This is a genomic window from Delftia sp. DT-2, assembly GCF_028401915.1.
Classification (GTDB): domain Bacteria; phylum Pseudomonadota; class Gammaproteobacteria; order Burkholderiales; family Burkholderiaceae_C; genus Comamonas; species Comamonas tsuruhatensis.
Genome location: NZ_JAQOTI010000012.1, coordinates 132604 through 158493, shown reverse-complemented (window position 1 = coordinate 158493; position 25890 = coordinate 132604). Strand labels below are relative to the sequence as shown.

The following is a 25890-nucleotide window of genomic DNA, read 5'->3' as shown; positions in this document are numbered from 1 at the left end:
GGACTTTAATGGCCGCACCTGGGTGGTGCATCGGGGATTTCCCGCAGTTGCCGCGAAAGTGCGGGATTGCACCAGCAAGGGGCTGGGACGATGATTGCCGGTTGCCGGACGTTCAGCGCATGCGCAGCACCAGCTTGCCGAAAGCACCCCGCTCCAGATGCTCCAGGGCTGCCGGCAGATCGGCCAGCGCGTATTCGCTGTCGATCACAGGTTGCAGCTTCAGCCAGTCCACGGCACGCACCAGATCCTGCAGCGCACGCCGGTGTACCACGCCGATGCCCTGAACGGTGGCGCGCCCCAGCAGCAGCGGATAGACCGAGCCGCGCAGCTCGTCACCCTGCAGATTGCCGATCACCGACACGCGGCCTCCCTGTGCCAGGGCCGATAGCGAGCGGCCGAAGTTATCCCCCCCGGCCAGTTCCAGCACATGGTCGGCGCCGCGTCCTCCCGTGAGGGCGCGCACCTCGGCGGCCCAGTCCGGCGTGCGGTGGCGGTGGATGCCGTGGTCTGCACCCAGCTGCGCAGCCCGCGCCAGCTTGTCGTCGCTGCCCGAAACCACCACCACGCGCGCACCCTGGGCATGGGCGATCTGCATGGCGAACAGCGCCACGCCGCCCGTGCCCATGATGACTACGGTGTCGCCGGGCCGCGTGGGCGCGGACTCGGCCAGCGCGAACCAGGCGGTTGCGCCCGCGCACGTCAGGGTGCTGGCCTGCGCAAAGTCCAGCTGACGGGGCGCGGCGACCAGGTTGTCTTCGCCCAGCACCACGTATTCCGACAGCATGCCCGGCCCGGGCGAGCCCAGCGGCAGGCTGGTGCGCGGCTGCACGCCGTCCTGCCAGCCGCAGAAGAAGGTGCTGATCACGGCGTCGCCAACCGCGAACTCCGCGACTCCCGGGCCGATGGCGACCACCTCGCCAGCCATGTCCGAGCCGGGCACCAGGGGCAGGGCCGGCCCCATGCCCATGCCGTCGCGCAGGATCAGCAGATCGCGGTAGTTCAGCGATGCCGCATGCACGCGCACCAGTACCTGGCCCTGCCCGGGCTCGGGAATGGGGACTTGCACCAGCTGCAGGTTTTCATGGCCCAGGGCAGGCAGTTGCCATTGCTGCATGAATGGGGAAGACGCAGGCACGGTCATGGAAGGCGGTCCTTTCGAGGCAGATATCAAACAGGACTTCAGTCTATTGATTCCTCCATAATTGCATTGATTCAATTGAGGCTATGGTTTGTAGAATTTATGGAACCAATTGCAAATGACAGGCTGGCAGGCGTCAGCGCTTTCGTCGCCTCGGCCGAGGCCGGCAGCTTCGCCCAGGCGGCCGAGCGCCTGGGCCTTGCGCGCTCGGCTGTTGGCAAGGCCGTGGCGCGGCTGGAAGAGCGCCTGGGCGCGCGGCTGTTCGTGCGCACCACGCGCAGCCTGGGGCTGACCGAGGACGGCCAGATGTTCTACGAGCGCTGCGCGCAGGCGCTGGAGGACCTGGATGCCGCCCGGCACATGCTGGAAGCCGGGCGGCGGGAAGTGGTGGGCCGGCTGCGCATCAGCGCACCCGTGGTCTTCGGCCGCCACCACGTGGCTCCCTTGCTGCTGGAGCTGGCGCAGCTGCATCCGCGCCTGCGCATCGAGGCCAGCTTCACCGACCGCCAGCTGGACTTCGCCGATGACGGCATTGACCTGGCCATACGCAGCGGGGAACTGTCTGACAGCGACTGGCTGGTTGCGCGGCGCCTTGGCATGCAAACCATGGTGCTGTGCGCATCACCCGCCTATCTGCAGGCCCATGGCGTGCCGCGCAGCGTGGCCGACCTGGCCGGGCATCGCTGTATTGCCTATATGCGCAGCGGCCGCGCCGCCCCCTGGGGGCTGGCCGGTGAGGATGGATCGCTGGCCGCGCCCGTGCTGGAGCCGGCGCTGGGCTTTGACGACATAGAAACCATCGCCACGGCCACGCTGCAGGGCGCGGGCCTGGCCCACATGCCGCTGTGGCGGGTGCGCAGTGCGCTGGACAGCGGGGCGCTGGTGCGCCTGCTGCCCGACGTGCCGGCCGCGCGCATTCCCCTGCATGTGCTGTGGCCGCGCACGCGCTTTCTGCCCTACCGGCTGCGCGTGACCATCGATGCGCTGCTGGCGGCGATTCCGCCGCTGCTGCAGGAGCAGTCCTAGGCGGCCAGCGCAACGGCCGGTTCCGTGCTCTGCCGTGCCGGCTCCTGGCCCCGGCCCTGCCTGTCCGCAAGAATCCAGCCGGCGGCCTTCTCCGCCATCATCAGCGTCGGGCTGTTGGTGTTGCCACTGGTGATGCGCGGCATGGCGCCTGCATCGATCACGCGCAGGCCCTGTACGCCGCGCACGCGCAGGCGGCTGTCGAGCACAGCCATGGGGTCGTCGGCGCGGCCCATTCGCGTGGTCCCCACCGGGTGGAAGATGGTGGTGGCAATGTCGCCGGCCAGGCGGGCCAGGTCCTCGTCGCTCTGGTATTGCACGCCGGGCTTCCATTCCTCGGGGGCAAAGCGCGCCAGCGCGCTCTGGCCGACGATGCGGCGCGTCACGCGCAGGCTGTCGGCGGCCACCTGCCGGTCCTCGGGCGTGGACAGGTAGTGCGGCGCAATGGCAGGCGCCTGGCGGAAGTCCCCGCTGCGGATGCGTACCGTGCCCCGGCTGGTGGGGTTGAGGTTGCAGACGCTTGCCGTGAAGGCCGGAAAACCGTGCAGCGGCTCGCCGAAGGCGTCCAGCGACAGCGGCTGCACGTGGTACTGGATATTGGGGTGCGCCTGCTGGGGGCTGCTGCGCGTGAAGGCGCCCAGCTGGGAGGGCGCCATGCTCATGGGGCCGCTGCGGCGCAGCAGGTACTCCAGGCCGATGCCGGCCTTGCCCCACAGCGAATTGGCCATGGTGTTGAGCGTGCGCGCCCCCTTGATCTTGTAGACCGAGCGGATCTGCAGATGGTCCTGCAGGTTCTCGCCCACGCCGGGCAGGTCGTGGCGCACGGCGATGCCGTGGCCTTGCAGCAGCGCCCCCGGGCCTATGCCCGACAGCTGCAGGATCTGCGGGGAGTTCACGGCGCCCGCGCACAGCAGGACCTCCTGGCTGGCCTGCACATCGACCATTTCCGAGCCGGTCCAGACCTGGGCGCCGCTGCAGCGCAGGCCGCCGGCGGGCAACGGCTCGAACAGCAGCCGGCTGACCTGGGCATGGGTCCACAGCTCGAAGTTGGGGCGGCCATAGCAGGTGGGCCGCAGGAAGGCCTTGGCGGTGTTCCAGCGCAGGCCGCCCTTTTGGTTGACCTCGAAGTAGCCCACCCCCTGGTTGCTGCCGCCGTTGAAGTCCTCGGTGGCCGGAATGCCGGCCTGCTGGGCGGCTTCGGCAAAGGCATCCAGGATGTCCCAGCGCAGGCGCTGCCGCTCCACGCGCCATTCGCCGCTGCCGCCTGTGCCCGTGCCGCCGTGCAGGGCACGAAAGCGCGCATCGGCGTCGCCCCCGGCGTCCAGCCGCCAATGGCTTTCATGCTGGCGAAAGGCCGGCAGCACCTGGTCCCAGCGCCAGGCGTCGTCGCCGGTCAGCTCGGCCCAGCCGTCGTAGTCGCGGGCCTGGCCGCGCATGTAGATCATGCCGTTGATGCTGGAGCAGCCGCCCAGCGTCTTGCCGCGCGGATAGCGCAGGCTGCGGCCGTTGAGCCCTTCGTCGGGTTCGGTCTGGTACAGCCAGTCGGTGCGCGGATTGCCGATGCAGTACAGGTAGCCCACGGGGATGTGGATCCAGTGGTAGTCGTCCTTGGCGCCCGCCTCGATCAGCAGCACGCGGCTGCGGCCGTCGCGCGAGAGCCTGTTGGCCAGGAGGGCGCCTGCCGTGCCGGCGCCGATGACGATGTAGTCGAAGGTGGTATTGCTCATGGAGATGGGCGGGCGTCCGCTGCGGGCCGGAACGTCCTTGGGAGCCGGGGTTGGTGCTTCGGCCCATTGTGCGGACGGCATGCGCACTGTCGAGAGGGAAAGCGCGCTGGACTCCTTTTTTCGCAGCAGCGCATGCAGCAGCGATGGCCGTCCCGCTGGTTTTTTGATAAAAATTGCACGCGTAGGGCAAAGCCGTCGCGCACACGGCGTTGCGGGGCAATCTGCGGGCCGCGCCGCTCGGTTATCCTGCGGTCTTGGCGGGCGTGCCACCGTGCCTGCCCGCGCGCCTCGGCCCCGCCTTCGCAACCCCCAAGGACTTCCCGCACTTGTCTGCCCTCAACAATCCCCCCCAATGCAGCCTGCGCCGCGACAACGACGGCCAGTGGGCGTTGCTGACCGGCTCCTGGGGCGCGGCCGAGCTGGGCCGGCGGGCGCAGTGGCGCAGGCTGCGTGCGCAGCTGGCCGATGCCAAGGGCGATGACCTGGGCTGGAACCTGCAAGGGCTGGACTGGCTGGACCACGTGGGCGCGCAGCTGCTGTGGAACCACTGGGGCCGTCGCCTGCCCGCGCGCCTGGCGGCCAGCGACGCGCAGCGCGCCATGCTCGACCGCGTGGCCCGTTTTTCCAAGGAGCCTGCACCGCCGGCCCCGCGCCTGAGCCTGCTGGAGCACATCGACAGCCTGGGCTGCCTGGTCATCAACGCCTGTGGCCATTTCGCACAGCTGACGCGGCTCATCGGCCAGTTGCTGATCGACCTGGTGCGCTTTACGCGTGCCCCGCACCGGGGGCCCTGGCGCGACATTTCCGGCCACCTCTACTCCATGGGCGCCACGGCCCTGCCCATCACGGCCCTGGTGGGCTTTCTGATCGGCGTGGTGCTGGCCTACCTGATGGCGCTGCAGCTGCGCCAGTTCGGGGCGGAATCCTTCATCGTCAACATCCTGGGCATCTCGCTGATCCGCGAGCTGGGCCCGCTGCTGGCAGCCATCTTGGTGGCGGGCCGCACGGGCTCGGCCATCACCGCCCAGATCGGCGTGATGCGCGTCACCGAAGAGCTGGACGCCATGCAGGTCATGGGCATACCGCACGGCTTTCGCCTGGTGCTGCCGCGTGCGCTGGCGCTGGCCATTGCCATGCCCCTGGTCTCGCTGTGGACCACGCTGGCCGCGCTGGCCGGCGGCATGCTGGCCGCCGACCTGACCATGGGCGTCACGGGCGCCTACTTTGCCGAGGCGCTGCCTGCCGCCGTGAAGATCGGCAACCTCTGGATCGCCATGGGCAAGTCCGTGGTCTTCGGCGCCCTCATCGCCTTGATCGGCTGCCACTGGGGCCTGCGCGTGGAGCCCAATACGCAGAGCCTGGGCAAGGGCACGACGGCCTCGGTGGTGTCGGCCATCACCATGGTCATCGTGGTGGATGCGATCTTCGCAATCCTTTTCAAAGATGTCGGAATCTGATGGCCATGGACACCGAAACCTCCTCCACGCCCGCAGCCGACGAGCCCATCGTGCGCATCGCCGGGCTGTGGAGCGTGTTCGGCGAAGGCGAGAACGCCTTTGCCGTGCACCAGGACCTGGACCTGGATGTGCAGCGCGGCGAGATGCTGTCCATCGTCGGCGGCTCGGGCACGGGCAAGACCGTGCTGCTGCGCCAGATGCTGGGGCTGCTGGAGCCCACCAAGGGCCGCGTCGAAGTGCTGGGCCGCCCGGCCAGCGAAATGGGCCGCGAGGGCGCCGCCAGCCGCGTGGGCATGCTGTTCCAGCACGGGGCGCTGTACTCGGCCTTCAGCGTGCTGGACAACGTGGCCTTCGCGCTGCGCGAGCAGGGCACGCTGCCCGACGAACTGGTGCGCGACGCGGCCCTGGTCAAGCTGCAGATGGTGGGCCTCAAGCCCGAGCATGCCTCGCGCATGCCGGCCGATCTCTCGGGCGGCATGATCAAGCGCGTGGCGCTGGCGCGGGCGCTGATCATGGACCCGCCCCTGCTGCTGCTCGACGAGCCCACGGCCGGCCTGGACCCCACCAGCTCCGACGAATTCTGCGAACTGCTGCGCGAGCTGCGTGCCGAGCTGGGCCTGACCGTCATCATGGTCACGCACGACCTGGACACGCTGTTCGCACTGTCCTCGCGCGTGGCCGTGCTGGCCGAGAAGAAGGTGCTGGTCAGCGGCCCGCCGCGCGAGGTGGCCGAGTTCAAGCATCCGTTCATCGAGCATTTCTTCCAGGGCGAGCGCGGCAGGCGCGCGATGAGCACGGTATGAGAAGCCCCCCTGAGTCGCTTCGCGCCTTCCCCCCTCTCGCTTTGCGGGGGGGGGCGTACGGGCACCCGGCGACACCTTCGCGGCGGGGCGGCCCTTGCTCGGTGTCCCTTGCCTTGGGGTGCGCCGGTTTTGAAGGCCGCGCTCTGAGTGCTGGCCCTGGGGGCTGTGGCCCCATGCCTTGTTTTGCTGGGCTCAACGTTATGGACCATTGATATGGAAAACAAATCACATGCCATGGCGGCCGGCATTTTCGTGCTGGTCGTGGCGGCCCTGCTGGCGGGGCTGGCGATCTGGCTGACGCGCGATACGCGGCAGTACAACGAGTACGAGCTGTCCACCAAGGATGGCATCAGCGGCCTGCAGGCCCAGGCCGCCGTGCGCTACAAGGGCGTGGCGGTGGGCAAGGTCACGCGCATCGGGTTCGATCCGCAGACCAATGGCAACGTGCTGATCCGCATCGCCATCGGTGTGAACACGCCCATCACGCCCACCACGTTCGCCGTGCTGGGCTACCAGGGCGTCACGGGCCTGGCCCATGTGCAGCTCGATGATGCGGACCAGCCCCAGCCCCAACTGCCCCCGGGCCCCAGCGGCCTGCCGCGCCTGCCGCTGCGCTCTTCGCCGCTGAGCATGCTGGCCGACCAGGGGCAGGTGCTGCTGGAGCGCGCCGATGAAATCTCGCGCCGCCTCAGCGACATGCTGGACACCGACAACCAAAAGCGCGTGAGCCAGGCGCTGGAGAACATTGCGGCCGCTGCCGCAGGCGTGCAGCAGCTCACGCAGAACCTGGACCGCACGCTGTCCACCCAGGTGCCGCAGCTCGCCGCCGACGCCCACAACACCCTGCAGTCGCTGGAGAAGGCCAGCAACGGAGCCGCCGCCGTGGCGTCCGAGCTGCAGCAGACCGTGCGCCGCGTGAACGCGCAGGACGGGCCGCTGGAGCAGATCGCCCAGAGCACGCGCGCACTGACCCGCATGGCCGATTCGCTGGGCCGCAGCACGGTGCCGCACGCCAACCGAGCGGCCGATGATGTCTCGCGCGCCGCGCGCCAGATGGGCACGGCGGCCAGCCGCTTCAGCGACAACCCGCAGGCCGTGATCTACGGGCCGGGCCAGGCCCGTCCGGGGCCGGGCGAGCCCGGCTTCGTCGCCCCGTCTGCAGCCACCCAGCCCTGACCGAGGAACCCGCATGTCCCCATCTCGCAAGACCGCCGTGGCCAGCGCTGGACTGGCCGCCGCCCTGATCCTGCTGGCCGGCTGCTCGGCCCTGCCGCAGCCCCCCGCCCAGCCCGCGCGCTATGACTTCGGCCTGGCGCCGCTGTCCACGCCCGCGCAGTCCACCACATCCGCCGCCCCGCAGGCACGCACGCCGCTGGCGCTGGCCGATGTGGAGGCCCCCGCCCTGTCCGACGGCAGCACGGCCATGTTCTACCGCCTGGCCTATGCCAACGGCCAGGAACTGCGCCCCTACCAGCTGGCGCGCTGGAGCCAGCCCCCTGCACTGCTGCTGCAGCAGCGCCTGCGCAGCCAACTGGGCCTGCAGCGCCCCGTGCTGGCCAGCAGCGAAAGCGTGGCCCAGCCGCGCCTGCAAGGCGCCGTGCCCACGCTGCTGCGCGTGGACATCGAAGAGTTCAGCCAGGTCTTTGATGCGCCCGGCTCCAGTGCCGGCGTGGTGCGCCTGCGCGCCACCTTGGTCGAGCAAAGCGGTGCCGTGGACCGCCTGCTCGGACAGAAGGTGTTCGAGGTGCGCAGTCCTGCAGCTTCGGGCGATGCGGCGGGCGGCGCCCAGGCCCTGGCCAAGGCCACGGATGCGGCCATTGCGCAGATCGATGCGTGGCTGGGGCAGCAGGGGCACTGAGCTGCTGCTGGATTTCCAGCCCATCCATTCTCTTGAGAACGGCTGGTGGGTGCATTGCATCCGCTGGCCGTTTTTTGTTCTCGGGCAATTGGCTCTGCAAGCAAGTGGGGCTTTTTCCGCCCCTGCCGGGTGGTTGCTTTTCGAGGCCGGGTCTCGGCCCGGCAGCCGACTGCCCTTTCTTGATTCGCCAAGAAACAAAGAAGGCGACCCGGATGTCCGCGACCCCTTCGCTGCGCTGCGGGGCAGGCGCGGACATACGAGGAAAAGGCCGGTACTCAGGGCAGGGGCGGGCCGCGCCTGACCCAGCGCTTCCCGCGCGTCCGTCAGGGGCTGTAGTCCCGATCCCACCGTCTCGGCTGCCCCTGGGACGACCGTCAACACTAGGTCCAGACTACGGCGCGCAGCCCCCAGGTTTTTTACAGTGGAACCGTCGCTGATGCAGATCGCGGCTTTGAAAAAACAAGGCCTGATTGCACGGCACGACTTCAACATCACTGAAAGGAACAAGCCATGAATGAAGACCGCATCAAGGGCAACTGGAAGCAATTCACCGGCAAGATCCGTGAGCAATGGGGCAAGCTCACCGATGACGATCTGGACGTGATCGCCGGCAAGCGCGAGCAATTCCTGGGCAAGCTGCAGGAGCGCCAGGGTCTGGCCCGCGACGCTGCCGAAAAGCAGCTGACCGACTGGCAAAAGCGCAACCCCGACTTCCGCTTCGAAGACTGACGAGGGTGGACTGCGGATGGGCTGGACGCCCTGGCCGGCGCCCCCATCCGCTCCTCGACAGCCAGCGTGCCTGAGGGCACGCACCAATGGCCCGCCGCCGCAGGCACCAAGGGCCGGTTCAGTACAAATACAAGGAGTTCCATCATGCAAACACCGCAACGCTTTCGCCACATGCTGTCCGCCGTCGCCCTGGGCCTGATGGCCTCCGGCGCCATGGCCATGACCAATGCCGAGCACACGGCCGCCAAGAACCAGATCGAGGCCGACTACAAGGCTGCCAAGGAACAGTGCAAGCCGCTCAAGGACAACGCCAAGGACGTCTGCGAGAAGCAGGCCAAGGGCCAGGAAAACGTCGCCAAGGCTGAACTGGAATCGCGCCGCAATCCTTCGCCCAAGAACAGCGAAAAGGCACTCAAGGCCAAGGCTGATGCGGACTACGACATCGCCAAGGAAAAGTGCGATGACCTCAAGGGCGACGCCAAGGACGTCTGCGTGAAGGATGCCAAGGCTGCCCATGTGCGTGCCGTCGAAGCCGCCAAGGTGAACAAGGCCCAGGCCGAACCTGCCGCCAACTCTGCCGCCAAGGCCGCCAACGTGGCCGAGACCCGCAAGGACGCTGCCGAGGAAACCCGCGAAGCCGACTACAAGGCTGCCAAGGCCCGTTGCGACACCATGAGCGGTGACGCCAAGGATGCCTGCGTGGCGGATGCCAAGCGTAAATATGGACAGTAAGCTGGTAGGCATCCCCTGAGGCGCTGCGCGCCTTCCCCCCGTGGCACGGCGCCTCTCTACTTGCTTCGCAAGGGAGGGGGACGGCACCTTCGCCGCGAGGCGGCTCTTGCTCGGTGCCCCTGGCCTTTTGGCCGCGCCAGTTTTATCCGCCTTGACCAAGCCCCGCTCGCGGGGCTTTGCTGTTTTCGGGTTGGCTGATGTGGGTCAAACGGGTTGGGCGGTGCTGTTCCTAAGCTGCAGGCTTTCACGATGAAGGCAGGAGAAGCATATGGCCGTGCTGGAATGGAGCGGAGCGCTGGCATTGGAGTTGCCGGCCATGGACGAGGTGCACCAGGAGTTCGTGCTGCTGCTGGCCGAGGTGGAGGCGGCCGATGATGCGCAGCTGTGCGCGCGCTGGGATGAGTTGATCGCGCATACGCAGGTGCATTTCGACCAGGAAGACCGCTGGATGCAGTCCACGCGGTTCACCAGCACCAACTGCCACAGCCTGCAGCACAAGGTGGTGCTGCAGGTGATGCGCGAGGGGGCGGCCAAGGCGGCAGCGGGGGATCTGGCCGTGATCCGCAGCATGGCGGGCGAGCTGGCGGCCTGGTTCGTGCACCATGCGCAGACCATGGATGCGGCGCTGGCCCTGCATCTGCGCAGCGCGGGCTTCGATCCCGCCACGGGCTCGCTGGCCCACCCCGAGGCCTTGCCCGAGCAGCCCATCACGGGCTGCGGCGGTGCCTGCGACGGCAGCGCCGACCGCGCGCGGGCCGTGCCGGCCTGATCCGGCAGGCCTTCAATCGGCCAGCCAGCCCGTTCAGGGCACGATCGCTGGCGAGGCCAGGATGGGGAAGATCTTCACCAGCCCGCCCGCCATCACCTCCACGGCCAGGGCCGCGAGGATCAGGCCCATGAGCCGCGTCATCACGTTGATGCCGGTCTTGCCCAGCACGCGCGCAATCGGGTCGGCCAGCGAAAAGCAGACCATCACCACCAGGGCCACCACCACGCCATAGCCCACCAGCGCCAGGTGCTGCCAGATGGTGCGTGCCTGGTCGGCATAGATCACCACGGTGGACATGGAGGCCGGCCCCGTCAGCAGCGGAATCGTCAGCGGCACCACGGCAATGCTGTTGCCCATGGCAGCCTTTTCCGCGCCTGCCGCCAGAGTGGGCGCGTTGGGCCGTTCCTCGGCCGGGCGGGCGTTGAGCATGTTCATCGCGCTGATCAGCAGCAGCAGGCCGCCGCCCACCTGGAAGCTCTGCAGCGAAATGTTGAAGAAGTCCAGCACCTGCAGCCCGATGATGGCGCAGGCCGCGATCACGCAGAACGAGGCCAGCGCCGCCGTGCGAATGGTCTGCTGGCGCTGCTGGGCGCTGAATCCCTCGGTGTAGTGGATGAAGAAGGGGACGATGGCCAGCGGGTTGATGATGGCCACCAAAGTGATCAGCGGTTTGAGGTCCATGGTTGCCTTGGAGCTAGAGGTTGCCGCCCGAGATATCGACCAGGCTGCCCGTGGTGTAGTGCGAGCCGTCGGACATCAGCCAGAGGATGGCGTCGGCCACCTCCTCGGCCCTGCCGCCGCGCTGCATGGGCACGTTGGGCGCCAGGCGCTCGACGCGGTCGGGCTGTCCGCCGCTGGCGTGGATGTCGGTCTCTATCAAGCCGGGCCGCACGGCGTTCACGCGTATGCCCTGGGCGGCGACTTCCTTGGACAGGCCCAGCGTCATCACGTCCAACGCGCCCTTGGCGGCCGCATAGTCCACGTACTGGCCCGGTGCGCCCAGCCGCGAAGCGATGCTGGAGACGTTCACGATGGCGCCACCCCGTCCGCCGTGGCGGGTGCTCATGCGCCGCACGGCCTCGCGCGCGCAGATGAAGCTGCCGATGGTATTGACGCGGAACATGCGCTCCAGCCGCTGCACGCTCATCTCGGCCACGGTCTGCGCGCGGTCCACCACACCGGCGTTGTTGACCAGGGCATCCAGCCGGCCGAACTGCGCATCCACCGCACCGAACAGGGCCAGCACCTCGGCTTCGTCGCCCACATCGGCCTGCACGGCCAGCGCGCGGGTGCCGGCCAGTTGCACGTCGGCCACCACGGCCTCGGCCGCATCGCGCTGGTGCTGGTAGCTGATCACCACGTCCCAGCCCCGGTGAGCTGCCATGCGTGCCGTTGCGGCGCCTATGCCGCGGCTGCCGCCGGTGATGAGCACGACTTTTCGTTCCATCGAATGTCTCCTGTGAAAGAATTGCCGCACGGGCCGGCCCGCCGCCATTACAGCATTGCGGGGCGCGTCCGCCCACCGGGAAATCACAACAGGTTCTCAGACAGAAAGGAACGCGGACATGGGCAGTTTTGTGCAGTTGACTTCATTGGATGGCACGTCTTCGCCGGCCTGGGTGGCCCGCCCCGACGTGCCCGCGCGCGGTGCCATCGTCGTGCTGCAGGAGATCTTCGGCGTCAACGCCCATATCCGCGCCGTGACCGACCGGCTTGCGGCGCGGGGCTATGTGGCCGTGGCGCCGTCACTGTTCACGCGTGTGGAGCCGGGTGTGGACCTGGGCTACGGCGACGCCGACCGTGCCAAGGGCATGGCGCTGAAATCCGCCGCCGAGGCGCTGCCCCAGCCCGGCGTGCTGCCCGAGATCGAGGCCGCCATCGCCCATGCCGCCACGCTGGTGCCCGGCGGCAAGGTGGGCATCGTGGGCTTTTGCTGGGGCGGCCTGTGGGCCTGGCGCGCGGCCTGCAACCTGCCCAGCCTGTCGGCTGCAGCCTGCTACTACGGCGGCGGCATGACCACGCCGCTGGAGATGGGCCGCGAGCCGCTGTGCCCCGTGATTGCCCACTTCGGCCGGCGCGATGCGCACATTCCCGTGGACGCCGTGCAGGCCTTTGCCCAGGCGCAAAAGCATGTGCAGGTGCACCTGTACGACGCAGACCACGGCTTCAACTGCGACCAGCGCAGCGCCTACGACGAGGCCAGCGCCCTGCAGGCGCGCGACCGCACGCTGGCCTTCTTCGACCAGCACCTTGCCTGATCAACCCCCGGGGTCCGGATCACAGGCCGGCCCCGGCGTCGCCTTGCGCGCCTGCACGGTCTGCAGCGTGCCCCGCAGCGCGCGCTGCTGCGCGGTCAGGAAGCTCATCAGCCCGCCCAGGTCGTTCAGTTGTTGGTCTGGGCCGGCCATGCAGCACAGGTCGATCACCAGGCCCATCTGGTGCATGCAGTCCTTGATGCGATAGACCTCGTATTCGGAAATGGGGTAGTACAGGCTGGTTTCTTCCCCGGGCGGGCCTAGGGTGGAAGAGGGAGGGGTGGCAACTGTTTCGCCGGATGGAGTGATGTCAGCCATGGCAGCTCCTACGTGACATAAAGAGCCTGCCGCCACTCCGCCAAGAGAGGTGGCAGGACTGTGCAGGTTGGCGGACCGGACGTAGGACCGGCACCCCCTTGCGGAGGTCCCGCACAGCCCCGCCAAAACGGAACCGTGCCCGGCGCAGCACCGGGAAGATGAAAAAAGCCGCTGCCTCGTGAAAAAGGCGTGCGGCTGCTGCGCCTACGTTGTTTCGGGCCGCCAAGCCCGTATCCCCCGAGGGGATCGCGAAATGGTACTCCAAATGCGCGTTCTGCCGCGCTCTGAAGCCAGGTTCAACCTTGGGGTTGCTGCGCGTGCAGCCCCATGTGGTACAGCCCCCAGGGCGCCTGCGCAAAGCGTTCCTTCAGGGGCTTGCCTGCCAGATCGGCAATGCGGTCGGCGTCGTACATGGCCCATTGCGGGCCCAGGCCGCCCAGGCCCAGGCGCCGGCCGTCCATGTGCGTGGCCAGCAGCATGCGCCATTGCAGGGCCTGCGCCAGCGGCAGCTGGGCGCGGTAGCCGTCGATGGCCTGCAGGGTGATCCACTGGCCCTTGGCCGCTGCGGCGGCGCTGTCCACGCCGGCCGCCTGCAGCACGGTGGCCAGCAGCGGGCCGCGCAGCCGGTGGGGCTGGCCGTCGTATTCGATATGGGGCGTGATCTCCACCGTGGGCAGGCGCTCCAGCGCACCGGCCCCAGTGGTCCAGGCCGAGTCGAAGGCCAGGCCATGGTTTTTCAGCAGCAGATCGGCCACCGGGTCCAGCGGCCCCCGGTTGCCGCGCACGCCGGGGCCGCTGATGGTGAGCACGGCGGCTTCGGTGCTTTTCCCGGGGGCGGCTGGGGCGGCCAGGGCGCTTTCGCACAGGGCCAGGCCGGTGGCTGCGCTGGCGGCCAGCAGGCTGCGGCGTGAAAGCGGGCTCCGGCTTGCGGATGCGGTCATGGGGAACTCCTGGGGGTGCGTGGCGATGTGCCAGCGCCGATTTTCCGTGAAGTGCCCATCCTGCGCGACAACGCCGCGCCCGCTGCGGTCAGCAGGCCCAGCAGCGCAATCCCCCCGGCGCCCAGCGCTGGAATGGGCGCCGCAGCGGCTGTCGTGACGGTCACGGTGTTGCTGTCCGAGCCGGAGGTATTGCCATCACCGGGCACATAGCGCGCCTGCACCGTGGCCGTGCCCGGTGGCAGCCGGGGCACGCTGCAGCTGGCCTGCCCGCCGGTCACCGCAACGCTGGCGCACAGCACCTGCGTTCCGCTCAAGAAATCCACCGTGCCGCTGGCGCCGGCAGGCAGCGTGACCTGGGCGCTGAAAGTCACGCTCTGGCCATGGCCTAGCGCAGCGGGGGAGGCCGACAGGTGGGCGCTGGTGGCTGCCGGGCCGATCACCACGGTCACGGCTGCGGGTGCGGTGGTGGCGCCGTTGGCATCGGTGGCGGTCAGCGTGAAGCTGTAGCTGCCTGCCGCCTGCGTGGCCGGAGCCGAGAGGGTGCCGGCGGCCTGGCTGAAGCCTGCGGGCAAACCGCCCACGCTGTAGCTGAACGGCCCCACGCCGCCGCTGGGCACGGGCGCCAGCGGCTGGCTGTAGGCCGTGCCGTAGGTGCCGGAGGGCAGGCTTGCCGTGACGCTGAAGGCCGTGAAGCTGGCCTGTGCGCTCCTGGCTGCGTCGATGGTGAAGCTGCAGGTGGACGTGCTGCCGCTGCAGGAACCACCCCAGGTGGCAAAGGCATGGCCAGCGTCGGGTGTGGCGGCCAGGGTCACCAGGGTGGGCGCGCCTTCGAAGTAGCCATAGCCGGCCTGGCACAGGCCGCCTGGGCGGCCGCAGTCCTGTATGGCACCCGTGGCTGCAGGCGGGGAGGCCTGCGCCGATACGCCGCCCGCGCCGCTGGTCAGAACGGTCAATGCCGCCTGGAAGACGTTCGCCTCCACGGCGCCGATGTCGCACCGCGCACCCTGGGGCCTGACCACGCCGCGCTGGTCCGTGCCGGGTGCGGCCGTGCAGGCCACCCCGTCCAGTGCCGGGCTGCCGGTGGTGTTCAACATGGTCTGGGTGGGGCCGCCGTGGCTGGCCAGGGGGCCGAGCTGCGGGTTGCCCGTGGTGAAGGCCAGGGCGCTGATGTCGGCATTGTTCAGGGCCTGCGCCAGGCCCAGCAGATTGTTGCTGCCGCTGGCATCGCTGGTGCCGCCATTGCGCAGGTCCAGCACCAAGTCCCTGCCAGCGGGCTGTTTGGTGGCCGGCTCGAACACGCTGTCCTGGACAATGCTGGCCTGCATCTGCAGCGAGGCACCGCTGCGGGTGCAGCTGATGTTGCCACCCGCACTGCAGGCGGCCTGGGAATCGCCCAGGCTGTAGATGGCGCCGCCTTGCGCGGCCGGGTTGTCGTCGCCATTGGCCTGCACGGTATTGCCGGCCAGGGTGGAGAAACGGATGGTGAGCACGCCGTTGTAGTTGAAAACGGCGCCACCCAGGCCGGCGCCGCCGCCGCTGCTGTTGCCCAGCCCGCCGTGTGCACCGTTGCCAGCCAGGGTGACCTGGTTCAGCGTCAAGGTGCCTGCGTTGTTGAAAATGGCCCCTCCCATGCCGCCTGCGCCACCGCCAGCGTCGAAGGGGCCGCCCCCACCGTTGCCGGCGCCGAAGCCGCCACCGCTGCCACGACGGCCACCACCACCGCCAAATCCGCCACCGCCGGAGCCGCCGCCGCCACCACCGAAGCCGCCGTTCTTGCCGCTGGCGCTGCCACTGCCACCGCCCAGGCCGCCATCGTTCGGGCCGCCAGCGTTCGGCCCTCCCCCCGGGGACAAAGTCCCATCCTCGCCCACGCCGGCACCTGCAAAGGAGTTCAAGGAAAGCCTGCCTCCTTGCCCCCCTTGTGCGTGATTGCGCGTGAGCGTGCTGCGTTCGATGGTGAGCTGGCCCCGATTGAAGATGGCACCGCCCGCACCCAGCGCGCCGCCGCCAAAGCGGCTGGAGCCGCCTGTGGCCTGCCCCCCGGCCAGGGTCAGGCCGCGCATGACCAGGCCACCCTGCGCATCGATGTCGAACAGCCGGAAACCGGGTGCGGTACCGAGGCGCTGCACGCTCACGCCCTGGGGCGTCAGGCCATTGGCGTTGGCATCGATGGTGATGCGCTTGCCGCTGATGAAGAAGGCGCTGGGGCCGAACTGCGAGACGTAGCCGGGCCAGCTGGCCAGCGGCAGGCAGGTGGCGCCGGCGGCCTGCCCGGTGTCCAGGCAGTTGGTAAAGCGGGTCAGCGAGATGGTTTGTCCATCCAGGGCCGCGCCGAAGACGATGGTGTCGCCATCGGCGGCATGGTTGATGGCGTCGCGCAGGGTGTCGCAGTTGCGGTCGCCTGCGGCAGGCGAGCATTGGGCACGAGACAGCGGCTCGGTGTCTGCAATCTCGCCGGCGGTGGTGACGGTGAGTGTGGCGGCCTGGGCCGCGGCGCCGGCAAGGGCCAAGGCCAACCCGCCCGTCAGGCCCAGGAATGTCCGGCCCCAGGGGCTCGGCGTGGGCATGGGTGGTGCGTCGGCTGCAGCAGACGGGTGGATGATGGAAATGGCGGACCCCCTCGGTAGGCACAGCATCTCGGTGATGTGCTGAAGAGGGCAAATCTATGGGGTGTCCGGCTTTCTGTATGTCCCCCGTTCGGGCTACATGGCCGATGAGAGGGGCGGGGGGTCGCCATGCCGCTCATGTCGCCCATGTCGCCTATCCGGGCGACATGACAGCGGTCTTGTTCCATGTGAACATGCGGCCCTCGCCACGCACTCCACCTCCATGGACACGCACACAGACCCTTCCTCTGCCGCCGCGACGGGTGGCGCCACACCCATCCGCGTGGCCGTGGTGGAGGACGACGCCGCCTGCCGCCATGCCCTGGTGGGCGTGATCAATGCCGCGAAGGACATGGTCCTGTGCTGGGCGGCAGCCAGCCGCACGGAGGCCCTGCACCAGCTCGGCCGGGCCGATGGGGCCGGTGCCATGGACGTGATGCTGGTGGACCTGGGCCTGCCCGACGGCAGCGGCCTGGAGGTGATTGCTGCCGTGCGTGCCCGCCATCCCGGGGCGGCGGTGATGGTCAGCACCATCTTTGGCGACGAGCAGCATGTGCTGGCCGCCATCGAGGCCGGCGCCATGGGCTATCTGCTCAAGGACCTGGCCGCCGACGCGGTGCTGGAGGAAGTGCGCAGCCTGCACGCGGGCGGCAGCCCCATCAATCCCATGGTGGCGCGCAAGCTGCTGCTGCGCCAGCAGCGGGCCGGGGCGGTGGCAGGGCTGGAACGGCCTGTGGAGCCGCAGGCCGCCGCGCAGGCGCTGTCCGCGCGCGAGCTGGAAGTGCTGCGCCTGGTGGCGCGCGGCCATACGCTGGACGAGGTGGCGCGCCAGCTGGGCGTGTCGCGCCATACGGTGCGCACCTTCGTGCGGCGCATCTACGGCAAGCTGCAGGTGTCCAGCCGCACGCAGATGATGCATGTGGCCTTGCAGCGCGGCTGGCTGGCCGAGGGGCGGCAATGAGCGCCGCCACGGTGGGCAGATGACGCAGCCGCTGCTGCGGGGGAGGGTCTTGCTGGTTTCGGCGGGACTGGTGGCGCTGGCGATGCTGCTGGCGGGGGCATTCGGGCTGCGTGGCCCCGTCGCAGGTGAAGCGGTGCAACTGCGCCAGGCGCAGCTGTGGCGGTCGGACAGCCCGCACTGGGCGCCGCCTGCGGCGCTTGCGTCGGCCGACGACGCGGTGCTGGATGCATCGACGCCGTGGAGCGATGTGGACCTGCCCTATGGGGGCGACAGGGCCGTGTCGGGCAGCGGCGACCTGGCTCTGGCGCCACCGGAGGTGCGCTGGTTCCGCGCCGTGGTGCCGCCTGAAGCCCTGGCGCCCACGCCGCAGGGCGCGCGCCTGTACATCCCGCGCTGGCAGACGGTGGGCACGGTGGCGGTGTATGTGGACGGGGCGCTGGCCTGGCAGACGCGCGGCAGCCGGGTGTGGAACAGTTTCAACCGGCCGGTGTGGCTGGACCTGGGCGGGCTGGCGCAGCCGGGCAGGCCGCTGCAGGTGCATGTGCGCATGGCCAGCCAGCAGGGCGTGGGCGGGGCCGGCCGAGACGCTGCGCCTGTCCTGGCGGCTGCGCAGCCTGCTCCAGGCCGATCTGGTGGTCTACACGGCGGGCTCCTACCTGGTGCTGGGCCTGTTCGCGCTGGCGCTGTGGACGCTGCAGCGGCGGCGAGGGGATGTGGTGTTCCTGCTGTTCTTCCTGATGTCGCTGTGCCAGTTGCTGGGCTCGCTGCAGTTCATGGTGGACGGCGAGGGGCTGGCCCTGTCGGACGGCTGGTTCTCCTGGCTGACGCTGGCCGGCCTCATGGGCGCCACGGTGGCGGCCTTCCATTTCCTGTGCCTGATGCAGCGCAGGCGCCGGCCCTGGCTGGGCCGGGTGCTGCAGGGCTATGTGGGCACGGTGCTGCTGGTGGCGGTGCCGCTGTGGGGCCCGGCGCACGAGACCATCCTGCCGCTGCTGCGGCTGCTGATGGTGCCGCCGGAGATCCTGGTGCTGTGCATGGCCGTGGCGGGCGCCTGGCGCATGCGCGATGGCGGCAGCACCATGCTGGCCGTGTGGATGCTGCTGTCGTTTCCCATCGGCTTCCATGACCTGGCGCTGCAAAGCTACCTGATCAGCATGGAGAGCATCTACCTCACGCCCTATGTGTACCTGGGGCTGTTCACGCTGTTCCTGCTGGTGGCCTACCGGCGCTACAACGGCGCGCTGGCCGTGGCCGAGAACGCCAACCTGCATCTGGCGGAACGGCTCAAGGCCCAGGAGGCGGAGCTGGCCCAGGCCCATGAGCGCCTGCTGGCCGTGGAGCGCGAGCAGACGCTGATGCAGGAGCGCCAGCGCCTGATGCGCGAGATGCACGACGGCGTGGGCTCCTCGCTGATGAGCGCGCTGCGCGTGGTGGAGTTCAACCAGGCCGGCACGGTGGACCTGGTGCAGCTGCTGCAGGAGTGCATCGATGACCTGAAGCTGTCCATCGATTCGCTGGAGCCGCTGGACTGCGACCTGCTGGCGCTGCTGGCCGGGCTGCGCTATCGGCTGGGGCCGCGCCTGGAGGGGGCGGGGCTGCGGATGCACTGGGAGGTCAGCGACCTGCCCGCGCTGCCCTGGCTGGACGCGCAGGCCGCCCTGCATGTGCTGCGCATCCTGCAGGAGGTGCTGACCAACATCATCAAGCACAGCGGCGCGCGCGAGATCACGGTGCGCACGGCCCAGGCCCCGCTGGACGGCCGGGCCGGCGTGCAGGTGCTGGTGGAGGACGACGGCCACCCCTTCGACCGCGCCCGGGCACCCACCGAGGGCCGCAAGGGACTGGTGAACATGCGCACACGCGCGCTGGCGCTGCAGGCGCGGCTGGACTGGGCGCCGCTGGCCGGCGGCAATCGCTTCACGCTGTGGATGCCGCTGGAGCGGGCGGGGCCCTAGCCCTGCGCCGTGCGCGCCATGTAGCGCTTGCGCCAGAAGAACATGGTCAGGCCCACGGCAATCGCCATCATCGAGCCCATGGCCCACCAGAAGCCGTCCTGCTTGTGCACCAGGGGGATGAATTCGAAATTCATGCCGAAGATGCCGGCAATCAGGTTCAGCGGCAGGAAGACGGCCGTCAGCGCGGTGAGCGTGCGCATGATGTCGTTGGTGCGGTTGCTCTGCACCGAAAAATGCATCTGCACCACGGTCTCGGTGCTTTGCTCCAGCCGCCGCACGTGGTGGACCACGCGCTCTATGTGTTCCAGCACGTCGCGGCTGCGCACCTTGAGCAGGTCCAGCTCGCGCAGCGCCGCCGCATCTTCAGGCGGCGCCCAGGTCTCCAGCGCGTCCGTCCAGTCCTGCACGGCGGCGCGCTGGTCTTCGCAGACTTCGTCCAGCTCATGCAGGGCCAGCCGTGCGTCCAGCAGCGCCCCCCAGTTGGCAAAGCGCGTGCGCGGGCGCAGCAGCTCGGTCTGCCAGTGGTCCAGCTGGCGCGACAGTTCGCGGCGCAGGTCCAGGAAGCCGTCCACGATGAGGTTGACCACGCGCAGCATGAGGTCGGCCGGGCTGGCCGGCAGCCGCGTGCCGGATGTGGGGTTCAGCCGTCCCTCGCGCAGATCGCTGGGCATGGCGGCCAGCAGCCGCGCGGCATAGGCGTCGCGCACGGTGCAGTCGTCGGGGTGCACGGACAGCAGCACCTGGTCGAACATGGCAAAGCCCACGGGGCTGGTGTCGATGTTGCGCAGCACGGGCGGGCCTGTGCGGCGCACGGGAGGCGAGGGGGGCGCCGCCTGCGCCGCAGGCGAAGAGGCCGTGCCGGCCTGCGGGGCGGTACGTGCCTGCCCGCTGGCCAGGCGGCGAAAGACCAGCAGGTCGTACTGCGAGGTGTAGTCGTAGCGCGATGGCAGCTGGGCGTTGAGCAGGTCCGAGACATGCAGGTCCACCAGCTGCTGGCCCGACAGCAGCTGCAGCGTGCGCTGCACGTCGGCCAGCCGCTCCTGCAAGGTGGCGCGGGTGCAGGAGATCCACAGGAAGCCCTGCGCGGGCGCCTGCCCGGGCAGGTCGGCCAGTTCGGTGGCGCCGCCCGGCTGCAGGTGGAAGATGCGCATGCTCCTGGCGTTCCCGGCTGGGGGAGCGGCTCCCGTGCCCGTGGGCGGCGTCACCCGCGGCATGCGTTCAGCCGCGCAGCTTGCGCGCGGCGTCGATGGCGAAGTAGGTCAGGATGCCGTCGGCACCCGCACGCTTGAAGGCCAGCAGCGATTCCATCATCACCTGGTCATGGTCCAGCCAGCCGTTGGCGGCGGCGGCCTTGAGCATGGCGTACTCGCCGCTGACCTGGTAGGCGAAGGTGGGCACGCCGAATTCGTCCTTGACGCGGCGCACCACGTCCAGGTACGGCATGCCGGGCTTGACCATGACCATGTCGGCGCCTTCGGCCAGGTCCTGGGCGACTTCGCGCAGGGCCTCGTCGGTGTTGGCGGGGTCCATCTGGTAGACGTTCTTGTCGGCCTTGCCCAGCGCGCCGCGCGTGCCCACGGCATCGCGGAACGGGCCGTAGAAGGCGCTGGCGTACTTGGCGCTGTAGGCCATGATGCGGGTGTGGATGTGGCCATGGGCCTCCAGCGCCTCGCGGATGGCGCCGATGCGGCCATCCATCATGTCGCTGGGCGCCACCATGTCCACGCCGGCCTCGGCATGGTTCAGGGCCTGGCCCACCAGCACCTGCACGGTCTCGTCGTTGATGATGTAGCCGGACTCATCCAGGATGCCGTCCTGGCCGTGGCTGGTGTAGGGGTCCAGGGCCACGTCGGTCATCACGCCCAGTTGCGGGAATTCCTTCTTGAGCGCACGCACCACGCGCGGGATCAGGCCGTCGGGGTTGAGCGCCTCCTTGCCGTCGGGTGTCTTCAGCGAGGTCTCGATGGCGGGGAACAGCGCCAGGAACGGGATCTCCAGCTGCACGCACTGCTCGGCCACGGGCAGCAGCAGGTCCAGGCTCAGGCGGTCCACGCCGGGCATGGAGGGCACGGCCTCGCGCTGGTTCGTGCCTTCGTGCACGAACACGGGGTAGATGAAGTCATGGGCCGTGAGCACGTTCTCGCGCACCAGATTGCGCGTGAAGGCGTCGCGGCGCAGGCGGCGAGGGCGGTTGTGCGGGAAGGGGGTGGGGCTGGACAGATGCATGCCGAAAATTGTGCCCCATTCCCGCCGCAGGCCCCGCAACCCTGGCGACGACGCCTCCACGCGGGACTCGGCTTTTGCGCCTGCGCAGCCTGGCGCACCCCTGTACGCACGTACACTGCCCGCATGCTGTGGGTCAAAGCCTTTCATATCGTTTTCGTGGCAAGCTGGTTTGCGGGCCTGTTCTATCTGCCTCGCATCTTCGTCAACGTGGCCATGGTCACGCCCGGCTCGGTGGCCGAGCGCGAGCGCCTGCTGCTCATGGCACGCAAGCTGCTGCGCTTCACCACGCTGCTGGCCGTGCCTGCACTGGGCCTGGGCCTGTGGCTGTACCTGGGCTACGGCATCGGCAAGGGGCCGGGCAACGGCTGGATGCATGCCAAGCTGGCCGGCGTGCTGCTGGTCATCGGCTACCACCACGCCTGCGCGCGCCTGCTGCGCAAGCTGATCGACAACCGGGACCAGCACAGCCACCGCTGGTTCCGCTTCTTCAACGAGGTGCCGGTGCTGCTGCTGGCGGCCATCGTCATCCTGGTGGTCGTCAAACCTTTCTGAGAAACCGATCCAACGAAGAGGGAGGCAGGGCGTGGTGCAAAGGACTTCGGCCTGGCCGCTGGCACTGGTCTATGCGGTGCTCATCGTTTTCGCCAGCCTGTTTCCCTTCGATGGCTGGCGTGCCCAGGGCATTGATCCGCTGGTCTTCCTGACGGCAAAGATCCCGCCGCCGTACTGGACCTGGTTCGACGTCAATACCAATATCGTCGGCTATGCGCCGCTGGGCTTTTTCCTGGCGCTGGCCCTGGTGCGCAGCGGCAGCCCGCGCGCGGCCGTGCCGCTGGCGGCGCTGGCAGGCACCCTGCTGTCGCTGTCCATGGAGTTCCTGCAGATCTACCTGCCGCGGCGCGTTCCCTCCAACCTGGATCTGGTGCTCAATGCGGGCGGCACCTTGTTGGGCGCGCTGGTGGCGCTGCTGCTGGAGCGCCTGGGCGCCCTGGCGCGCTGGAGCGCCTTTCGCACCCATTGGCTGGGCGAGGATGGCGGCGGCGCCATGGTGCTGCTGGCGCTGTGGCCCTGGGCGCTGCTCTTTCCTGCCGCCGTGCCCTTCGGTTTGGGCCAGGTGCTGGAGCGGCTGGAGCAGGGCCTGCTGGACCTGCTCGAAGGCACGCCCTTTCTCATGTGGCTGCCGCTGCGCGAGTCGGCCCTGACGCCGCTGTCGCCCGTGACCGAGATGCTGTGCGTGATGCTGGGCCTGTGGGTGCCCTGCCTGCTGGCCTATTGCGTGATGCGCCACATGGGCCGGCGCGCCGTGCTGGCGGGCTCGGCCATCGTGATCGGCATCGCGGTCTCGGCGATGTCGGCCGCGCTGAGCTGGGGACCTGCCCATGCCTGGGAGTGGGTGGACCTGCCGGTGCGCATGGGCGTATGGGGGGGCGTGGGCCTGGCCATGGTGGCCCTGCCGCTGCCGCGCCGCGCCTGTGCAGCCCTGCTGATGCTGGTGCTGGTGCTGCAACTGAGCATCCTGAACCAGGCGCCCACCAGTGCCTATTTCTCCGAGACGCTGCAGGCCTGGGAGCAGGGGCGTTTCATCCGCTTCTACGGGCTGGGGCAGTGGCTGGGCTGGCTGTGGCCCTATGCCACCCTGGTCTACGTGCTGCTCAGGGTGGCGCGCCGCGATGCAGGGCCGCTGCCGCCTGCACCTTCAGCGCCCCCGGCGCCTTCGGGGCAGCAGACGCAGGCCTAGAATCCGCTGCATGAGCGAAAACCCACGTCCCGGGGCCGAAGGCGGCCAGCAAGGCGCAGGCAACTACTATGCGCGCCACATCTTCTTTTGCCTCAACGAGAGGCCTGGCGGCGAGGACTGCTGTGCGCTGCACGGCGCCAAGGCAGGCTTCGACCACTGCAAGAAGCAGGTCAAGCAGCTGGGCCTGGCCGGCAAGGGCCAGGTGCGCGTGAACAAGGCCGGCTGCCTGGACCGCTGCGCGGGCGGGCCCGTGGCCGTGGTCTACCCCGAAGGTACCTGGTACACCTTCGTGGACGAGACCGATATCGACGAGATCGTCGAGTCCCATCTCAAGAACGGCCAGCCCGTGGAGCGCCTGCTGCTGCCGCCCGACGTGGGCCGCTGAGCACCGGCTGGAACTTTGGGCCTTTCCGGGCATCAGTGCTTTGTCAGCTTGGACTGGCTGCTACTACTAGGATAGCGATTGTGAATGCGCAGACCGAACGTTTGACCCTGACCGGCCTTGCCGGGGCCGTGGAGGCCCTGCGCGACGCGCCGGCCGCCGATGCGACTGCGCGCGGCGTGGCCATCATCGCCCACCCCCATCCGCTGTTTGGCGGCACCATGGACAACAAGGTGGTGCAGACCCTGGCGCGGGCCTTCGTGCAGTGCGGCTACACGGCCGTACGCTTCAACTTCCGTGGCGTGGGTGCCAGTGCCGGCGAGCACGACGCAGGCATCGGCGAGGCCGAGGACATGCTGTCCGTGGTCCGCCAGGTCGCTCCCGAAGGGCCGATCGCGCTGGCGGGCTTTTCCTTCGGCGCCTTCGTCACCAGCCATGTGCTGGCGGGCCTGTGGAATGAAGGCCGGGTGGAAAAGGCTGTGCTGGTGGGCACGGCGGCCAGCCGTTTCTCGGTGGCCCCCGTGCCGCCCGAAGCCCATGACCGGACATTGGTGGTGCACGGCGAGGCCGATGACACGGTGCCGCTGTCGGCCGTCATGGACTGGGCGCGCCCGCAGATACTGCCTGTTACCGTCGTGCCCGGGGGCGGTCATTTCTTTCACGGACAATTGCCGCTGCTCAAGAGTCTCGTGGTCCGCCATTTGCGCTCACTTCCCTAGCGGCCCGCGCCGCTGCTCAATAGGCCCGCCCCAGCCGGCGGGCATCTTCCGCCTTTCCTGCTTTACCTGCCCTTTAGCGAGAGTTTTCCTCATGAAGCCCATTTCCTCCACGCTGCGAGTCCTGGCACTGGCAGCGGCCATGGCGCCGGCCCTGGCGCTGGCGCAGATCACCCCGCCCCAGCCGCCCGAGATCGCGGCGCGCAACTATCTGCTGGTCGATGTCACCGCCAACCAGGTGCTGGGTGCCAAGGACATCGATGCGCCCATCGAGCAGGCCTCGCTGACCAAGCTCATGACCGGCTACCTGGTCTTCGACGCACTGCGCGCCAAGAAGATCACGCTGGAGCAGCGCCTGCCCGTCAGCGAGCGCGCCTGGAAGATGCCGGGCTCGCGCATGTTCATCGACCCCAAGATGCAGGTGCCGGTGGATGACCTGATCAAGGGCATGATCGTGCAATCCGGCAACGACGCCACCATGGCCCTGGCCGAAGGCGTGGGCGGCTCGGCCGAGAACTTCGTGCGGCTCATGAACGAGCAGGCCAAGGCGCTGGGCATGAAGAACACCAGCTACAAGAACCCCGAAGGCCTGACCGAGCCCGGCCACCTGACCACGGCGCGTGACCTGTCCATCCTCGCGCAGCGCCTGATGCAGGACTTCCCCGAGTACATGCACTACTACTCGACCAAGAAGTACTTCTACCCGGGCACGCCGGCCTCCAACGGCACCAACCGCAACTCGCTGCTGTTCCGCGACCCGACCGTGGACGGCCTCAAGACCGGCCACACCGCTGCGGCCGGCTACTGCCTGGTGGCCACGGCCAAGCGCGATCTGCCCAACGTGGGCAGCCGCCGCCTGATCTCCATCGTGCTGGGCGCCGCCAGCGAGAACGCGCGCGCCAATGAAAGCCAGAAGCTGCTGAACTGGGGCTATGCGGCCTTCGACTCGGTCAAGCTGTTCGATGCCGAGCAGGCCGTGGCCACGCCCGAGGTCTGGAAGGGCAAGGCGGGCACCGTCAAGATCGGCCGCACCACGCCCATCGTGGTCACCGTGCCGGCCGGCAGTGGCGGCAAGCTGAGCACCGAAGTCGTGCGCCAGGACCCGCTGATCGCTCCGTTCACCAAGGGCCAGGCCATGGGCACGCTCAAGGTCAAGCTGGGGGCCGACACCGTGGCCGAAGTGCCGCTGGTGGCGCTGGAAGGCGTGGAGCAGGCTGGCTTCTTCGGCCGTGCCTGGGATGCGATCCGCCTCTGGATCAAGTAAGCCCCGCGCCTGTCGCGCAGGCCCTCGCGTACCGGCTTGAAGGGGGTGCAGTTGTGCGATCTCCTGCAAGCTGGTACAGTCGAGGGCTTTTCGGAATTTCCGAAGGGATTCACGTTTTCGCTTTTCGCAAGCAATTCACGTTTAGGGACGTTTATTAATGCCAACCATTAACCAACTCGTGCGTCAGGGCCGCACGGTCGAAGTTGTCAAATCCAAGAGCCCTGCTATGGAAAACTGCCCTCAGCGCCGCGGCGTGTGCACCCGTGTGTACACCACGACGCCCAAGAAGCCT

General features: G+C 68.9%; 26 protein-coding genes and 1 pseudogene. 17 read left to right on the top strand and 10 right to left on the bottom strand.

Going from position 1 to position 25890, the window contains the following annotated elements:
- Nucleotides 1-112: 112 nt before the first annotated feature.
- A complete protein-coding gene (locus PO605_RS22110) occupies nucleotides 113-1141 on the bottom strand; it encodes a zinc-dependent alcohol dehydrogenase family protein (RefSeq protein ID WP_231574526.1) in 1029 nt (342 codons plus the stop codon).
- Nucleotides 1142-1240: 99 nt separating this feature from the next.
- Here PO605_RS22110 and PO605_RS22105 point away from each other — a divergent pair, with 99 nt between their 5' ends.
- Nucleotides 1241-2164, top strand: a complete 924-nt coding sequence (locus PO605_RS22105; RefSeq protein WP_272206878.1) for a LysR family transcriptional regulator — start codon at nucleotides 1241-1243, stop codon at nucleotides 2162-2164.
- Here the strand turns inward: PO605_RS22105 and PO605_RS22100 are convergent.
- Nucleotides 2161-3888 (bottom strand): GMC family oxidoreductase, encoded by a 1728-nt coding sequence (locus PO605_RS22100; RefSeq protein ID WP_047474096.1) that lies wholly within the window; start codon nucleotides 3886-3888, stop codon nucleotides 2161-2163. The genes PO605_RS22105 and PO605_RS22100 overlap by 4 nt on opposite strands.
- A gap of 326 nt (nucleotides 3889-4214) precedes the next feature.
- Between PO605_RS22100 and PO605_RS22095 the strand changes: the two genes are divergently transcribed.
- From PO605_RS22095 to PO605_RS22065, 7 genes are all read left to right on the top strand, one after another.
- Entirely contained in the window at nucleotides 4215-5345 is a 1131-nt protein-coding gene (locus PO605_RS22095; RefSeq protein ID WP_272206877.1) for an MlaE family ABC transporter permease, read from the top strand.
- A complete protein-coding gene (locus tag PO605_RS22090; protein ID WP_016448536.1) occupies nucleotides 5345-6148 on the top strand; it encodes an ABC transporter ATP-binding protein in 804 nt (267 codons plus the stop codon). The genes PO605_RS22095 and PO605_RS22090 overlap by 1 nt, the downstream gene beginning before the upstream one ends.
- Before the next feature lie 213 nt (nucleotides 6149-6361).
- Nucleotides 6362-7324, top strand: a complete 963-nt coding sequence (locus tag PO605_RS22085) for an MlaD family protein (protein WP_016448535.1) — start codon at nucleotides 6362-6364, stop codon at nucleotides 7322-7324.
- Nucleotides 7325-7337: 13 nt separating this feature from the next.
- Nucleotides 7338-8006 (top strand): ABC-type transport auxiliary lipoprotein family protein, encoded by a 669-nt coding sequence (locus tag PO605_RS22080; protein WP_272206876.1) that lies wholly within the window; start codon nucleotides 7338-7340, stop codon nucleotides 8004-8006.
- 510 nt (nucleotides 8007-8516) lie between these two features.
- Entirely contained in the window at nucleotides 8517-8735 is a 219-nt protein-coding gene (locus PO605_RS22075; protein ID WP_012202308.1) for a CsbD family protein, read from the top strand.
- Nucleotides 8736-8879: 144 nt separating this feature from the next.
- Nucleotides 8880-9467 (top strand): hypothetical protein, encoded by a 588-nt coding sequence (locus tag PO605_RS22070; protein WP_016448533.1) that lies wholly within the window; start codon nucleotides 8880-8882, stop codon nucleotides 9465-9467.
- Nucleotides 9468-9735: 268 nt separating this feature from the next.
- The gene (locus PO605_RS22065) at nucleotides 9736-10236 is read left to right on the top strand and encodes a hemerythrin domain-containing protein (protein WP_034365659.1); all 501 of its coding nucleotides are present in this window, start codon (nucleotides 9736-9738) and stop codon (nucleotides 10234-10236) included.
- A 33-nt stretch (nucleotides 10237-10269) separates the two neighbouring features.
- Here the strand turns inward: PO605_RS22065 and PO605_RS22060 are convergent, their stop codons facing one another.
- Nucleotides 10270-10917 (bottom strand): MarC family protein, encoded by a 648-nt coding sequence (locus tag PO605_RS22060; protein WP_016448531.1) that lies wholly within the window; start codon nucleotides 10915-10917, stop codon nucleotides 10270-10272.
- A 13-nt stretch (nucleotides 10918-10930) separates the two neighbouring features.
- Nucleotides 10931-11683, bottom strand: a complete 753-nt coding sequence (locus tag PO605_RS22055) for an SDR family oxidoreductase (protein ID WP_017405497.1) — start codon at nucleotides 11681-11683, stop codon at nucleotides 10931-10933.
- Between the two features lie 118 nt (nucleotides 11684-11801).
- Between PO605_RS22055 and PO605_RS22050 the strand changes: the two genes are divergently transcribed.
- Complete coding sequence (locus tag PO605_RS22050; RefSeq protein WP_016448529.1) at nucleotides 11802-12494, top strand: dienelactone hydrolase family protein; 693 nt, start codon at nucleotides 11802-11804, stop codon at nucleotides 12492-12494.
- On the opposite strand, the gene PO605_RS22045 is transcribed toward PO605_RS22050, so the two are convergent.
- From PO605_RS22045 to PO605_RS22035, 3 genes are all read right to left on the bottom strand, one after another.
- Complete coding sequence (locus tag PO605_RS22045; protein WP_047474489.1) at nucleotides 12495-12809, bottom strand: hypothetical protein; 315 nt, start codon at nucleotides 12807-12809, stop codon at nucleotides 12495-12497.
- 296 nt (nucleotides 12810-13105) lie between these two features.
- On the bottom strand, nucleotides 13106-13750 hold the full coding sequence (locus PO605_RS22040) for a molybdopterin-dependent oxidoreductase (protein ID WP_016448527.1): 645 nt from the start codon (nucleotides 13748-13750) through the stop codon (nucleotides 13106-13108).
- Nucleotides 13747-16317 (bottom strand): choice-of-anchor Q domain-containing protein, encoded by a 2571-nt coding sequence (locus tag PO605_RS22035; RefSeq protein ID WP_272206875.1) that lies wholly within the window; start codon nucleotides 16315-16317, stop codon nucleotides 13747-13749. The genes PO605_RS22040 and PO605_RS22035 overlap by 4 nt, the downstream gene beginning before the upstream one ends.
- A 262-nt stretch (nucleotides 16318-16579) precedes the next feature.
- Between PO605_RS22035 and PO605_RS22030 the strand changes: the two genes are divergently transcribed.
- The gene (locus PO605_RS22030) at nucleotides 16580-17317 is read left to right on the top strand and encodes a response regulator (RefSeq protein ID WP_272206874.1); all 738 of its coding nucleotides are present in this window, start codon (nucleotides 16580-16582) and stop codon (nucleotides 17315-17317) included.
- 258 nt (nucleotides 17318-17575) lie between these two features.
- Here PO605_RS22030 and PO605_RS22025 read toward each other — a convergent pair whose 3' ends face one another.
- Nucleotides 17576-17866: a hypothetical protein gene (locus tag PO605_RS22025; protein ID WP_272206873.1), complete on the bottom strand. Its 291-nt coding sequence runs from the start codon at nucleotides 17864-17866 to the stop codon at nucleotides 17576-17578.
- On the opposite strand from PO605_RS22025, the gene PO605_RS22020 reads away from it, so the two are divergent.
- Nucleotides 17857-19272, top strand: a complete 1416-nt coding sequence (locus PO605_RS22020) for a sensor histidine kinase (protein WP_272206872.1) — start codon at nucleotides 17857-17859, stop codon at nucleotides 19270-19272. The genes PO605_RS22025 and PO605_RS22020 overlap by 10 nt on opposite strands.
- Here the strand turns inward: PO605_RS22020 and PO605_RS22015 are convergent.
- Both PO605_RS22015 and hemB read right to left on the bottom strand, forming a co-directional pair.
- Nucleotides 19269-20486, bottom strand: coding sequence for a magnesium transporter CorA family protein (locus tag PO605_RS22015; RefSeq protein ID WP_272206871.1), 1218 nt, complete (start codon nucleotides 20484-20486; stop codon nucleotides 19269-19271). The two genes, PO605_RS22020 and PO605_RS22015, sit on opposite strands and share 4 nt — an antisense overlap.
- Before the next feature lie 4 nt (nucleotides 20487-20490).
- The gene (gene hemB, locus PO605_RS22010) at nucleotides 20491-21498 is read right to left on the bottom strand and encodes a porphobilinogen synthase (RefSeq protein ID WP_013800242.1); all 1008 of its coding nucleotides are present in this window, start codon (nucleotides 21496-21498) and stop codon (nucleotides 20491-20493) included.
- 123 nt (nucleotides 21499-21621) lie between these two features.
- On the opposite strand from hemB, the gene PO605_RS22005 reads away from it, so the two are divergent.
- The 6 genes and pseudogenes from PO605_RS22005 to rpsL all read left to right on the top strand — a co-directional run.
- Nucleotides 21622-22050 carry a CopD family protein gene (locus tag PO605_RS22005; RefSeq protein WP_016448521.1) on the top strand — a complete coding sequence of 143 codons (429 nt, stop codon included), beginning with the start codon at nucleotides 21622-21624 and terminating at the stop codon, nucleotides 22048-22050.
- A 31-nt stretch (nucleotides 22051-22081) separates the two neighbouring features.
- Nucleotides 22082-23236, top strand: coding sequence for a VanZ family protein (locus tag PO605_RS22000; protein WP_016448520.1), 1155 nt, complete (start codon nucleotides 22082-22084; stop codon nucleotides 23234-23236).
- Nucleotides 23237-23246: 10 nt separating this feature from the next.
- Nucleotides 23247-23621 carry a (2Fe-2S) ferredoxin domain-containing protein gene (locus tag PO605_RS21995; RefSeq protein ID WP_016448519.1) on the top strand — a complete coding sequence of 125 codons (375 nt, stop codon included), beginning with the start codon at nucleotides 23247-23249 and terminating at the stop codon, nucleotides 23619-23621.
- Between the two features lie 80 nt (nucleotides 23622-23701).
- Nucleotides 23702-24337, top strand: a complete 636-nt coding sequence (locus tag PO605_RS21990; RefSeq protein ID WP_017405508.1) for an alpha/beta hydrolase — start codon at nucleotides 23702-23704, stop codon at nucleotides 24335-24337.
- Nucleotides 24338-24428: 91 nt separating this feature from the next.
- Nucleotides 24429-25598, top strand: coding sequence for a D-alanyl-D-alanine carboxypeptidase family protein (locus PO605_RS21985; protein ID WP_016453570.1), 1170 nt, complete (start codon nucleotides 24429-24431; stop codon nucleotides 25596-25598).
- Nucleotides 25599-25755: 157 nt separating this feature from the next.
- Nucleotides 25756-25890 (top strand): annotated as a pseudogene (gene rpsL, locus PO605_RS21980) (30S ribosomal protein S12); the annotation flags it as partial.